The sequence below is a fragment of the Pseudomonas siliginis genome, from assembly GCF_019145195.1.
Classification (GTDB): domain Bacteria; phylum Pseudomonadota; class Gammaproteobacteria; order Pseudomonadales; family Pseudomonadaceae; genus Aquipseudomonas; species Aquipseudomonas siliginis.
Map to the genome: position 1 here is coordinate 12,392 of NZ_JAHSTW010000008.1, position 12,828 is coordinate 25,219.

At 62.0% G+C, this 12,828-nt stretch carries 13 protein-coding genes; 7 read left to right on the top strand and 6 right to left on the bottom strand.

Features of this window, described 5'->3' with window-relative positions; translation table 11 throughout:
• Positions 1-12: 12 nt before the first annotated feature.
• The 4 genes from KVG87_RS16480 to KVG87_RS16495 all read left to right on the top strand — a co-directional run bounded on the left by KVG87_RS16480 (position 13) and on the right by KVG87_RS16495 (position 3,595).
• Entirely contained in the window at positions 13-942 is a 930-nt protein-coding gene (locus KVG87_RS16480; protein WP_217851606.1) for a metal ABC transporter substrate-binding protein, read from the top strand.
• Between the two features lie 134 nt (positions 943-1,076).
• Positions 1,077-1,790 carry a metal ABC transporter ATP-binding protein gene (locus KVG87_RS16485; RefSeq protein ID WP_164568664.1) on the top strand — a complete coding sequence of 238 codons (714 nt, stop codon included), beginning with the start codon at positions 1,077-1,079 and terminating at the stop codon, positions 1,788-1,790.
• Complete coding sequence (locus tag KVG87_RS16490) at positions 1,790-2,689, top strand: metal ABC transporter permease (RefSeq protein WP_007917717.1); 900 nt, start codon at positions 1,790-1,792, stop codon at positions 2,687-2,689. The genes KVG87_RS16485 and KVG87_RS16490 overlap by 1 nt, the downstream gene beginning before the upstream one ends.
• A complete protein-coding gene (locus KVG87_RS16495; RefSeq protein WP_217851608.1) occupies positions 2,690-3,595 on the top strand; it encodes a metal ABC transporter substrate-binding protein in 906 nt (301 codons plus the stop codon).
• Positions 3,596-3,771: 176 nt separating this feature from the next.
• Here KVG87_RS16495 and KVG87_RS16500 read toward each other — a convergent pair whose 3' ends face one another.
• The 5 genes from KVG87_RS16500 to KVG87_RS16520 form a co-directional block, all read right to left on the bottom strand.
• Positions 3,772-3,996: an MbtH family protein gene (locus tag KVG87_RS16500; protein WP_016770808.1), complete on the bottom strand. Its 225-nt coding sequence runs from the start codon at positions 3,994-3,996 to the stop codon at positions 3,772-3,774.
• 82 nt (positions 3,997-4,078) lie between these two features.
• Positions 4,079-5,491: an aspartate aminotransferase family protein gene (locus tag KVG87_RS16505; RefSeq protein WP_217851610.1), complete on the bottom strand. Its 1,413-nt coding sequence runs from the start codon at positions 5,489-5,491 to the stop codon at positions 4,079-4,081.
• A 142-nt stretch (positions 5,492-5,633) separates the two neighbouring features.
• On the bottom strand, positions 5,634-6,119 hold the full coding sequence (locus KVG87_RS16510) for a GNAT family N-acetyltransferase (RefSeq protein WP_217851612.1): 486 nt from the start codon (positions 6,117-6,119) through the stop codon (positions 5,634-5,636).
• Positions 6,120-6,335: 216 nt separating this feature from the next.
• Entirely contained in the window at positions 6,336-7,661 is a 1,326-nt protein-coding gene (locus KVG87_RS16515; RefSeq protein ID WP_217851614.1) for an ATP-binding protein, read from the bottom strand.
• Entirely contained in the window at positions 7,658-8,338 is a 681-nt protein-coding gene (locus KVG87_RS16520) for a response regulator (protein ID WP_039759813.1), read from the bottom strand. Before KVG87_RS16520 ends, KVG87_RS16515 begins: the two co-directional genes overlap by 4 nt.
• A 154-nt stretch (positions 8,339-8,492) precedes the next feature.
• Here KVG87_RS16520 and dsbD point away from each other — a divergent pair, with 154 nt between their 5' ends.
• From dsbD to dsbG, 3 genes are read left to right on the top strand one after another with little or no spacing between them, the layout of a single operon-like run.
• Complete coding sequence (gene dsbD, locus KVG87_RS16525) at positions 8,493-10,226, top strand: protein-disulfide reductase DsbD (protein WP_217851616.1); 1,734 nt, start codon at positions 8,493-8,495, stop codon at positions 10,224-10,226.
• Entirely contained in the window at positions 10,226-11,107 is an 882-nt protein-coding gene (locus KVG87_RS16530) for a TlpA disulfide reductase family protein (protein ID WP_217851618.1), read from the top strand. Before dsbD ends, KVG87_RS16530 begins: the two co-directional genes overlap by 1 nt.
• Complete coding sequence (gene dsbG / locus KVG87_RS16535) at positions 11,083-11,853, top strand: thiol:disulfide interchange protein DsbG (protein WP_217851620.1); 771 nt, start codon at positions 11,083-11,085, stop codon at positions 11,851-11,853. Before KVG87_RS16530 ends, dsbG begins: the two co-directional genes overlap by 25 nt.
• Positions 11,854-11,975: 122 nt before the next feature.
• On the opposite strand, the gene KVG87_RS16540 is transcribed toward dsbG, so the two are convergent.
• Positions 11,976-12,791, bottom strand: a complete 816-nt coding sequence (locus tag KVG87_RS16540) for an alpha/beta fold hydrolase (RefSeq protein ID WP_217851623.1) — start codon at positions 12,789-12,791, stop codon at positions 11,976-11,978.
• Positions 12,792-12,828: the final 37 nt, after the last annotated feature.

The window sequence follows — 12,828 nt, forward strand, 5'->3', positions numbered from 1 at the left end:
GACTGCTTGCCCATGTCCATTTCATCTCCTCGCCGTCCATTGTTACGTCTGTTTCTGCTTGGCCTGTGCTCCTGCCTGCTGAGCCCGTTGGCCAGCGCCGAGCAAGGCAAACGCCTGCGTATCGGCATCACTCTGCATCCGTATTACAGCTACGTCGCCAACATCGTCGGCGACAAGGCAGAAGTGGTGCCGCTGATTCCTGCGGGCTTCAATCCGCACGCCTACGAACCACGCGCCGAAGACATCAAGCGCATCAGCGGACTGGACGTGATCGTGCTCAACGGCGTCGGCCATGACGACTTCGCCGACCGGATGATCGCCGCCAGCGAAACACCCAACGTCAAAACCATCGAAGCCAACGAGAACGTGCCGCTGCTGGCGGCCACCGGTGTCGCTGCGCGCGGCGCCGGCAAAGTGGTCAATCCGCACACGTTCCTGTCGATAAGCGCCTCCATCGCCCAGGTCAACAACATCGCCCGCGAGCTGGGCAAGATCGATCCGGACAATGCCAAGACCTACACCCAGAACGCGCGTGCCTACGGCAAACGCCTGCGGCAGATGCGCGCCGACGCCTTGGCCAAACTGACCCAGGCACCGAACGCCGAACTGCGCGTGGCCACGGTGCACGCGGCTTACGACTATCTGTTGCGCGAATTCGGTCTGGAAGTGACGGCCGTGGTCGAGCCGGCCCACGGCATCGAGCCAAGCCCGAGTCAGCTGAAAAAGACCATCGACCAGTTGCGTGAACTCGACGTCAAAGTGATCTTCTCGGAAATGGATTTCCCGTCCAGCTACGTCGACACCATCCAGCGCGAATCCGGGGTGAAGCTGTACCCGCTGTCGCACATTTCCTACGGCGAATACACCGCCGACAAGTACGAAAAGGAAATGACCGGCAACCTCAACACCGTGGTTCGGGCGATTCAGGAGTCGGGGGCATGACGTCGAAAGAAACCCTGATCCCTGACAGCACCAATAACCCGGTGGGAGCGAGCCTGCTCGCGAAGACGCCGGATCAGGCAACATCTTCGCTGAATGACACTCCGCATTCGCGAGCAGGCTCGCTCCCACAGGGGATGACCGGGCCATCGCTGGAGTTTACGGAAGTGAGCCTGACGCTGGGGCGCACGACGATTCTCGACAAGGTCAGCTTCCAGGTGCAGCCCGGCAGCGTGCATGCGCTGGTCGGCCCCAATGGTGGTGGCAAGAGTTCGCTGATCAAGACCCTGCTCGGGCAGATGCCGCATCAGGGCCGGCTCAGCCTGCACTGGCCCGGCGAGCCCGGCACCATTGGTTACGTTCCGCAGGCGCTGGAGTTCGATCGTGGCTTGCCGATGACCGTCGACGATTTCATGGCCGCCATGTGTCAACGCCGCCCGGCCTTTCTCGGCTTGAGCAAACACTATGCCGGCGCCATCGGCGAAGCGCTGGAGCGGGTCGGCATGCAGGACAAGCGCAAGCGGCGCATGGGCGCGCTGTCCGGCGGTGAGCGCCAGCGGGTGCTGCTCGCGCAGGGTTTGATTCCGGCGCCGCAGCTGCTGGTGCTCGACGAGCCGATGTCGGCCCTCGATGAGGCCGGGATCCAGGTGTTCGAACGTCTGCTCACTGACTGGCGCGCAGCGGGCATCACCGTGCTGTGGATCGAGCATGATCTGGAAGCGGTGGGTCGGCTGGCCGATCGGGTTACCGGTCTCAACCGCCGCGTGCTGTTCGACGCCACACCGCAACAGGCGCTGACTCCGGAGCGTCTGCTGACGCTGTTTTCCACCCATCCACGGAGCGCGGTCTGATGAGTTACGAAGCCTTTCGTTTGATGGTCCAGGGTTGGGCGTCTTCCGGTTATCTGCCGGAAGCGCTGGCCTACGGTTTCGTGGTCAACGCCTTGCTCGCGGGCCTGCTGATCGGCCCGGTGCTGGGCGGGCTCGGCACGCTGGTGGTGGTCAAGCGCTTCGCGTTCTTTTCCGAAGCAGTCGGCCATGCCGCGTTGACCGGTGTTGCCATCGGCATCCTGCTCGGCGAACCCTACACCGGCCCGTACGGCAGTCTGTTCGGCTACTGCCTGCTGTTCGGCATCCTGCTCAACTACCTGCGCAACCGCACCGGGCTGGCACCGGATACGCTGATCGGTGTGTTTCTCTCGGTGTCACTGGCACTGGGCGCGAGCCTGCTGCTGATTCTCGCCGGCAAGATCAACGTGCACATTCTGGAAAACGTGCTGTTCGGTTCGGTGTTGACCGTCAACGGCAATGATCTGGCGGTGCTGGCCATCGTCGGTTCGCTGGTCATGGCCCTCGCCCTGCCGCTGTACAACCGCATCATGCTCGCCAGTTTCAATCCGCAACTGGCGGCGGTGCGTGGCGTAGCGGTCAAGACCCTGGATTACCTGTTCGTGATTCTGGTGACCTTGATCACCGTCGCCGCCGTGAAGGTGATTGGCGCGATTCTGGTCGGTGCCTTGCTGGTGATTCCAGCGGCAGCGGCGCGCTTGCTTAGCCAGTCGCTCAAAGGTTTTTTCTGGTGTTCGGTGCTGATCGCTACCGTCAGCACCCTGTGCGGGATTCTTGCGCCGATCGTATTCGATCTGCCGATCCCGTCCGGCGCCGCGATCATTCTGGTCGCCGGCATCGCTTTCGCCCTCGCCGCCATTGCGCGCGGCGTCGTCCCCAGCCTGAAAGGGAACCTTGGATAAATGGCTTTTTCATTGCGTAACCTGACTCTGGCCATGGCCCTGTGTGGCGTGGTCTGCACTCCGTTGATGGCGGCTGAAACTGCGAAACCGTTGCGCGTTCTGGCCTCGTTACCGATCACCTATGGATTGGGCGAAGCATTGCTCAAGGGCACGAACGTCAACCTCGAACGTGCGGCGCCGGCCAACCTTCCGGGTAGCCGTCAGACTGCGTATTTCACCGGCCGTGGCGCTCCGGCGCTGAGCAAACTGGCCACCGGCGCGGACGCGGTAATCGGTCTGCGTTCGCTGTGGGCCGATGATCCGCTGTACCCGATCGCGCGGCGCAGCAATATCCGTATCGTCGAAGTCGACGCTGCGCGCCCGGTCGACGGTGCGCTGCCCGGCATCGCCGTGCAGCCGGGCCTGCAGGTTGATGATCTGAACAGTCAGCCATGGCTGGCGAGCAACAACATGGGGCGCATGGCCGATGTGATGGCCGCAGACCTGGTGCGCCTGGCACCGAGCGCCAAACCTTCGATCGAAGCCAACCTGGCGGCGTTGAAACAGCGCTTGCTGAAACTCAGCGCGGACACCGAAGCGCGCCTGGCCGAAGCGGACAACCTCAGCGTAATGAGTTTGAGCGATCACTTCGGCTATCTGATTGGCAGCCTCAACCTTGAACTGGCCGGACAGGACGCGCGGCCTGATGCCGAGTGGACGCCAGAGGAGTTGAAGAAGCTGACGGCGACGCTAAAGGACAATGACGTGGCAGTGGTGCTGCACCATCGCCAGCCAGCGGAGCCGGTGAAAGCGGCGATTGCCGAATCCGGCAGCCGTCTGGTGGTGTTGAGTACCGATGCGGCGGATCCGCTGGCGGAGCTGGAGGGGAATGTGGATTTGTTGCTCAAGGGGTTGAGCGGAGCGTAGTTTCAGTAAGTCCGCGTAATCGTTCTTCGCGAGCAGGCTCGCTCCCACAGTTGAAATGCGATCCCCTGTGGGAGCGAGCCTGCTCGCGAAGAGGCCCGCACCCACAACGTCACTCTCCAGACATGAAAAAACCCGCTGACCATCACTGGCCCAGCGGGTTTCTTTTGCCCGGTAGCTTATTGGGCCGCGACTTGTGCATCCATCTTCTGGCGCAGGCTCAACGGGCGCATGTCGGTCCAGACTTCTTCGATGTAGGCCAGGCATTCCTTTTTCAGGCCGCTCTTGCCCACGGTGCGCCAGCCTTGCGGCACAGCTTTGTAATCGGGCCAGATCGAGTATTGCTCTTCGTGGTTGACCACGACCTGAAAGAGGATGTCCTCGCGGTCGAATACTGACGTCATGCTGGTTCTCCATCGTTGTAAGGTCGGCTGCACAAAGAATGCAGCCGGGTATGTAGAAAGAACGTTCGCCGCGCGGAAAAATTTACAGCGCGGTGGTGGCAGCGGCCAATGCGCGACCGAAGATCTCGGCCACCCGGTCGACTTCCGCGGCAGTGATCACCAGCGGCGGCAGGAAGCGCACCACTGCGCCATGGCGACCGCCCAGCTCCAGAATCAGGCCACGCTTGAGGCATTCACGCTGAACCAGCGGCGCCAGACGCGCAAACGCTGGCGGATGACCGAGCGCGTCGGGCGCGCCGTTCGGGTCCACCAGTTCGACGCCGAGCATCAGGCCGCGACCACGAATATCGCCCATCTGCGGGAAGTCGCGTTGCAGGATGTGCAGATGCTCGCTGAGTCGATCACCCATGGCGGCTGCGTGCTCGCAAACCTTGTGCTCCACCAGATAGCGCATCACCGCTGAACCGGCGGCCATGGCCATCTGATTGCCACGGAACGTGCCGGCGTGGGCGCCCGGTTGCCAGGTGTCGAGCCAGTCGCGGTAAACCACCACCGCCAAGGGCAGGCTGCCGCCGATGGCTTTGGACAGTACAACCACATCCGGAACGATGCCCGCGTGTTCAAAGGCAAACATCTTGCCAGTGCGGGCGAACCCGCTCTGGATCTCATCGACAATCAGCGCCACACCAGCCTTCTCGGTGATCCGGCGCAAGCCGCGCAACCACTCGATGTCCGCCGGTATCACGCCGCCCTCGCCCTGCACCGCCTCGACGATCACCGCCGCCGGCAATTGCACGCCAGCCTCGGGATCGTTGAGCAGGCTTTCCAGATAACTCAGATTGGCGTTGACGCCCGCTGCGCCGCCAAGACCGAACGGGCAGCGGTAATCGTAGGGGAACGGCATGAACTGCACGCCGTTGCTGAGCAAGGCACCCAGTGGTTTTTTCGGCCCCAGGCTGCCCATCAGGCTCAACGCACCTTGGCTCATGCCGTGATAACCGCCGGAAAATGACAGCACGGTGCTGCGCCCGGTTGCGGTGCGCACCAGTTTCAGCGCGGCTTCCACGGCGTCGGTGCCGGTCGGGCCACAGAACTGGATCTTCGCTTGCGCCGCCAGCTCCGTCGGCAGCAGTCCGAACAGGTCCTGGACGAATTGATCCTTGACCGGCGTAGTCAGGTCGAGGGTGTGCAGCGGCAACTCATCGGCCAGCACTTGCTGGATCGCCTCGATCACTACCGGGTGGTTGTGCCCCAGCGCCAGCGTGCCGGCGCCGGCCAGGCAGTCGATGAATGTACGTCCTTCAACATCCTCGACATACAAGCCCTTGGCACGCTTGAGCGCCAAGGGAATACGCCGAGGATAGCTGCGCGCGTTGGACTCCTGCCGGCTCTGTCGCGCCAGCAACGGTGATTCGTTGAATTCGTACAAGGTTTCCGCCGGCGCCGAGGCGACCCGGGCCGACGACGCTTCGATAAGACTGGTGGCGACTGACATCTCTCGACCCCTCAATTCGCTATGGATAGTGACCAGAACAGCACACCGACAGGTGCGCGTTCCGGTCGCGGGGCGCACTTGCAGGTTTTCCTGTTCTGGAAACGCTTCAGCGCGGTGCGGATTTACACCCTTGATCGAGTTGTCACGGCAGTGAGGACAAAGGTTTGCGCAGCGGCACGGTTTGCAAGCCGATGGAGTGGCCGGGTGGCGCTGCCTGTTGGTAACCCAGATGCCGATAGAACGCCTCGGCGGTGCGGGTGCTGTTGAGGTGCACATGCTGCACACCACGAATGCGCAACCAACCCTCGAGATTGTGCATCAGCGCCCTGCCGACGCCCCGGCGAAAGGATTCCGGCTGGACGTAACACAGCAGGATTTCGCCACTGACCCGGGCCATGCCCACACCAACCGGTTTGTCTTCGAACGAAGCGATACAGAGATAAAAGTGTGGGTCGGCGAGCCGGCTACTGATGAAATCGGCGGAGGAGCGCTTGAGCCAGTCGCTGACCAGAAGTGGATGGTTGCGGTGATCGAGTGCACATCCGATACGGATCGAGCGCTCGACAATACGGTTGATGATGCCGGTGTCGGCCAGAGTGGCCGAACGAACGCAGACGGGTGCTTCCATGGCGCAGTTCCCTCAATCCATTGAGTCAAAGCTGCGTTGACCTTAGCCCCGGCCCTGGCGGATAGCGAACGCCGAGAAGTTACATTTGATGTGGAAGAACGTGATCATTTGTGGGAGCGAGCCTGCTCGCGAAAGCGTCAGGCCAGTCAACGTCGATGTTGAATGACTTACCGCATTCGCGAGCAGGCTCGCTCCCACAGGGGATCTGAGGTGAGATCAGAGGGCTTGCAACGGCATGGTCAGTTCGACCCGCAAGCCGTCCGGGCGGCTGTCGAAATGCAGGGCACAATCACAGCGCTGAACAATCGCCTGGACAATTGCCAGCCCCAGCCCGCAACCGGTGCTCTGCCCGTTGCGCCAGAAGCGCTGGGTCAGATGCTGCAAATCATCCGGCGCAATGCCCGGACCATGGTCACGCACGACAAAACGCACACGATTGCCGATGCTCTCTAGGTTTACCTCGACCGCGCAATCTTCAGGCGTGTGACGCAAGGCGTTGTCGAGCAGGTTACGCAGTGCAGCAATCGCCAGCACGGCAGGCATTTGCAGCGGCGCGGCGGACAGATCGTCAGGCACGTGCAGTTTGATCCGCAGCCGTTCACCGCCAGTGGCGTCCTGAATCGCCAGTCTGGCCACTTGCTCGGCGCTGCATTGCGAGCCGTCATCGAACGACAGGCTGCCTTCGACCCGCGCCAGCAACAGCAACTGTTCAAGGGTGCGATGCAAGCGATCGGCACCCTCCTCGGCGCGCGCGAGCGACTGATCGCGGGCGCTGCCGTCGGTCATGCGCGCCACTTGCAGGTGGGTCTTGATCGCCGTCAGCGGACTGCGCAGTTCATGCGCGGCGTCACCGGTCAAGCGACGTTCACGCTCGATGGTCTTGCCGATGCGCTGGAACAATTGATTCTGGGTTTCCAGCAACGGCTTCAATTCGCTGGGAAACGCCTGCAACTGCAATGGTTCAAGAGAGTCGGCATTGCGCCGCATCAGCGCCTCGCGCAGTCGATTGAGTGGCGCCAGCCCCTGACCGATGCCCAGCCACAGCAGGCACAGGCAACCCAGCAAGGCCACACCGACCGGCACCGAAGCAGCGAGCAGAATCGACATGTTCAAGGCTTCGCGCTCGATCTGCCTATCCGCCGTAGTGATGCGCACATCGCCGCGGGCCAGGGTGAAACTGCGCCACGGTGCGCCGTCGATCATCTGATCGTGGAAGCCCATTTTTTCCGCTTCCAGCGCTTGCTCGGGGTTGTTATGGCTTCGCGCGAGAATCTCGCCGCGCAATGAGCTGACCTGACAAGCCATGCCCCCGGGAATATTCAGCTGTTCGGCGCTGAAATGGGTGCCCTCGCCCTTGCTCGGCAGCGTCGGCAATTGCTCGAGCAAGCCGGCGACCATGCGCGCGGAGGCCACCAGACGCTGGTCGAGGGAAAACATCATCTGATTGCGCAGATCGCTGAGCATCCACGCCGCCGCCAGCGCCCAGATCAGCGCGAACGCCGCGCCAAGCGTCAGGCTCAGGCGCAGTCGCAGACTCATCATTTGCCTTGCTCTGCGCCATCGGCAGGCCCGAGGCGATAGCCCAGACCGCGCACGGTTTCAACGATGCCTTTGCCAAGCTTGCTGCGCAGATGATGGATGTGCACGTTCAGCGCGTTGCTTTCCAGCTCGTCGTTAAAGCCGTAGACGCTGTCCTTCAGTTGCTCGGTGGACAGCACCCGGCCGCGATTGTGCAGCAGCGCCTGCAACAGCGACTGCTCACGACGCGACAGGTCCACCGGTTGCCCGGCCAGACGGGTTTCGCGGCTGCTCGGGTCGTAGGTCAGCGCGCCGTGCTCGATCAGATTGACGCTACGACCGGCCACCCGGCGCAACAGGGTTTGCAGGCGAGCGAACAGTTCGCGCAGGTCGAAAGGCTTGAGCAGATAGTCGTCGGCGCCGGCCTGCAGACCATCGACACGATCGGTCACCGAGTCACGGGCAGTTAGGATGAGAACCGGAATTTCCAGGCCGCTCTGCCGCAACTGTTGCAGCAACTTGAGGCCATCTTCGTCCGGCAGGCCGAGATCGAGCACCATCACATCGAATTCGGCGACCTTGAGCATCGCCCGCGCCTTGGACGCGGTGTTGACGTGCTCGACGGTCAGACCCTGGGCGGTGAGGCCGGCAACGATGCCGCTGGCAATCAGCTCGTCGTCTTCGCAAACCAGTACGTGCATGGTGAATCCCACAGAAAAAAGCGGATTAGGCAGTTGGCCGATTAAGCTGACATTATGGCGCCCAACGTCACTGCGACAAGGGCATGGCGGTTAATCATCGGTTAATCGCCGCTGCCCATTGTGCACCTCACTTGCACAGGGACAAGGCTTCTCCATGCGTCATTTTTTTGTTTTGTTTGCGTTACTGATCTCGGGCCTGGCCCAGGCTGGAAACAATCCTTTCGATACGAAACCGGACTTCTTGCCGGTCGACCAGGCGTTCGTGTTGACTTCCGAGCATCTGGATTCAGGCGAAACCCAGCTGTTCTGGCAGATCACCGACGGCTATTACCTGTATCAGAAACGCCTGAAATTCGATGGTCTCGCCGCTGATCAGCAGCCGGTGTTGCCTGAAGGCGAATCCCACAGCGATGAGTTCTTCGGCGAGCAGCCGGTCTATCGCCAAGGGCTTGAAGTGAAAATCCCGGCGGCGGCCAGCGGTCAGATCAAAGTCAGTTATCAGGGCTGCGCCGATGCCGGTCTGTGTTATCCACCGCAAACCAGGGTGATCGATCTGGGTGGCAAAGCCGCAGCAACAACAGGCGCTGAAGCCCCGGATCAGGCTTTGGCCAGCAGTCTGCAACAACGAGCGCTGGGCTGGAGTCTGCTGGTGTTCTTCGGACTTGGTCTGCTGTTGGCGTTTACCCCGTGTTCGCTGCCGATGCTGCCGATTCTGGCGGGGATGATCGTCGGCAGTGGCGCCACACCACGGCGCGGGTTTGCCTTGGCCAGCAGCTACGTGATCTGCATGGCACTGGTTTATGCGGCGATGGGCGTGATTGCTGCGCTGCTCGGTGCGAACTTGCAGGCGTGGTTGCAGAATCCGTGGTTGCTCGGTGCATTTGCGGCGATTTTCGTGATCCTGGCGCTGCCGATGTTCGGCTTCTTCGAGCTGCAACTGCCGGTGGTCCTGCGTGATCGCCTGGAACATGCGTCGCGCAGCCGCAGCGGCGGCAGCCTGATCGGCGCCGGTGTGCTGGGCGCATTGTCCGGTCTGTTGGTCGGGCCGTGCATGACCGCGCCACTGGCCGGCGCGCTGCTGTACATCGCGCAGAGCGGTAACGCGTTGCACGGCGGTCTGATTCTGTTTGCACTGGGCATCGGCATTGGTGTGCCGCTGTTGCTGCTGGTCACCGTGGGCAACCGATTCCTGCCGAAACCCGGGGCGTGGATGAATCTGCTCAAGGGCATATTCGGCTTCCTCTTTCTTGCCACTGCATTGTTGATGCTGCGCCCGGTACTGGATCCGTCGTTGTGGCTGGGGCTGTGTGGCGCTCTGCTGTTGATCGCCGCTTACAGCTCATGGAAACAATCCGAAGGTTTTGGCCACGTCGCGCAAATGTTTGGCGCCCTGTCCTTGTTGCTCGGTTTGTGGGGCAGCGTGTTGGTGATTGGTGCGGCGGGCGGCAGCGATGATCCGTATCAGCCATTGCAGGTCTACAGCGCCGGCGGTGCAGCCAGTGCAGCGCCAAGTGGCCACGATGCCTTCATCACCATCAAGGAACCGACCGCCCTGCAACGCGAACTCGACGCGGCCAAGGCTCAGGGCCAGTGGGTGTTGCTCGATTACTACGCCGACTGGTGTGTGTCGTGCAAAGTCATGGAGAAGAAGGTGTTCGGTGAGGCCAAAGTCATGCAGGCCCTGAGCGATGTGCGCCTGCTGCGCCTGGATGTGACCGCCGACAACGCTGCCAGCCGCGAGCTGCTCAGTCGCTATAAAGTGCCGGGGCCGCCGACGTTCATCTGGATCGGCGCTGACGGCGAAGAACGCCGCAGCCAGCGCATCACCGGCGAGGTCGATGCCGATACCTTCCTGCAACGCTGGTCCGCCACCCGAGATGCCAACTGATGCTGACGTTCACCCTCGGCACCTTCGCCATCGCGCTCAACCACCTGCTGCTGATCAGTGCTCTGGCGCTGGCGACGTTTGTCGGCTGGCGAGTCGCCAAGCGCGGCGGCGAGAACCCCGAGTCAGCGCTGTTCAGTCTGTTCTTGCTGGGCATGCTTGCGGCGCGCATTGCGTTTGTCGCGCTGTACTGGTCGCACTATCGCAATGACCCGTGGCAGATCATCGATCTGCGTGACGGCGGTTTCCTCGCCTGGCCCGGGGTCATCGTGCTGTTGCTGGCGGCGTTGTATCGCGGCTGGCGCCGGCCCGCTTTGCGTCGACCGTTGGGCTTCGGCGTGGTGAGTGGCGTGGCGTTCTGGCTGCTTGCCACCCTCTCGCTGAATATCTACGAACAGGGTACGCGCCTGCCGGATATATCCCTGCGCAACGCCGCTGGCGAAACCATCAAGCTCAGTGAGTATCAGGGCGGGCCGCTGGTGATCAACCTGTGGGCGACCTGGTGCCCGCCATGCCGGCGAGAAATGCCGGTGCTGGAAAACGCCCAGCAGCAGCGCCCGGATCTGACGTTTCTGTTCGTCAATCAGGCCGAGAGCATGCAAAGCGTGGCCACGTTCCTGGAAACCCAGGGCCTGAGCCTGAACAACGTGCTGTTCGACCGCCGCGGCCGTCTCGGTCAGGCCGTGGGTTCCATGGCGTTACCGACTACGCTGTTCTATAGCCCGGACGGTCGCTTGCTGACCAGTCACCTCGGTGAACTGTCGAACGCCAGCCTCGCCCGCGCCCTGGAAACCTTCGACACTTCACCTTCAAGCCCGAATCAGGCCGTTGCCCCGGCCAACTCTGCAAGGAAACTGCCATGCCCCGCCTCCGCCACCTGCTGACGCTGACCCTGGGCACTGCCCTGCTGCACTTGCCGTCGGTGCAGGCTGCTGAAGAACTGCCCGCCGCAATCAAAAAGATCGAAGCCAAGGGCGCGAAAATCGTCGGCCAGTTCGACGCCCCCGATGGCCTGCGCGGGTACGCCGCGCAATACCAGAATCGCGGCATGGCGCTGTACCTGACCCCGGACGGCAAACACGTCGTGGTGGGTAATCTGTACGATGCCGACGGCAAGGACCTGAGCAGCGAGCCGTTGCAGAAACTGGTCTACGCACCGATGTCCAAGGAAGTCTGGGCCAAGTTCGAGGCGAGCAACTGGATTCAGGACGGCAACAAGGATGCACCGCGCACGGTGTACCTGTTCAGCGATCCGAACTGCCCGTACTGCAACATGTTCTGGGAACAGGCGCGACCATGGGTCAAGGCCGGCAAAGTGCAGTTGCGCCACATCATGGTCGGCATCATCCGCGAAGACAGCCCTGGCAAATCAGCCGCGCTGCTGGCGGCGAAAGACCCGGCCAAGGCCCTGGAAGATCATGAAAAGGCCGGTAAGGGCAGCGCGCTCAAGGCCTTGAAAGACATTCCGGTCGCCGTGCAAACCAAACTTGCGGACAACATGCAGTTGATGGAAGACCTCGAACTACAGGCCACCCCGGCAATTTTCTACATGGATGACAAAGGCGAACTGCAACAACAGCAAGGCGCGCCTTCGCCGGACAAGCTGGTGAAGATTCTCGGGCCTAAGTAGTTTTTCATTGCTTGGACCGGCCCTTTCGCGAGCAGGCTCGCTCCCACAGTTGACTGCATTCCCTCAGCAAGAATGCGATTAACTGTGGGAGCGAGCCTGCTCGCGAATGAAGCTCACTCGGTCTAGCGGTTGCGCTCGGCCAGAAACGCCAGCAGTGCCTCAGTCACAAACCCGGGATTCTCCAGATTGGAGATATGCCCCGCCTCCGGTACCAGCACGCACGGGCAACCGATCAATTCAGCCATTTCCCGTGCTTCCGAGGGTGGCCGGGGTTTGTCCTGGTCACCGCACAGCACCAGCGTCGTCGCCGGGTTCAGCTCGCCCAGGCGTGGCAACAGGTCGTCGCGACCAAACGTGATGCGTCCCATCGGGACGATGCTTTCGCGCAAACGCTCGGGCGAGTAGCTCTGCAGTTTTGCGCGGAAGCCCTGATACAGCGCCGACTGCGGGTCGATGCCCGGGCGGAAGAAGATCGGTACGACGATGTCGAGCAATTGTTCGGAGATAGTGCCGCTGTCTTCGATCTGCTTGAACAACGAGAAGTAATACTGCCGGGTCGGTTCCGGCTCGACGCCGACGTAGGTGTCCATCAGCACCAGACCGTTGAGACGTTGCGGGGCGGACAGCGCCAGGCGCGCGCCCCACATGCCGCCGACCGAAAGCCCGACGAGGGTGACGTGGTCGATGTCCAGATGATCAAGCAAGGCCTGCGCCTGTCGGGCGATGTCATCCAGCGATGTCGTTCCTTCAGGTAACTTGCCGGACTCGCCATGGCCCCACAGATCCAGGGCGATGACGCGATAGTGCGGGGTCAGCGCGGCGATCTGCGGCGCCCACATCGCTTGGTCCCAAAGGTAACTGCCGGCCAGCAACACGGCGGGGCCGGTGCCTTGATCAATGTAGTGCAGTGCTTGTCCGTCAACCGTGAAAAAGGGCATCGACCACCTCCGCGAGAAAAAACAGAAACGGCAGACT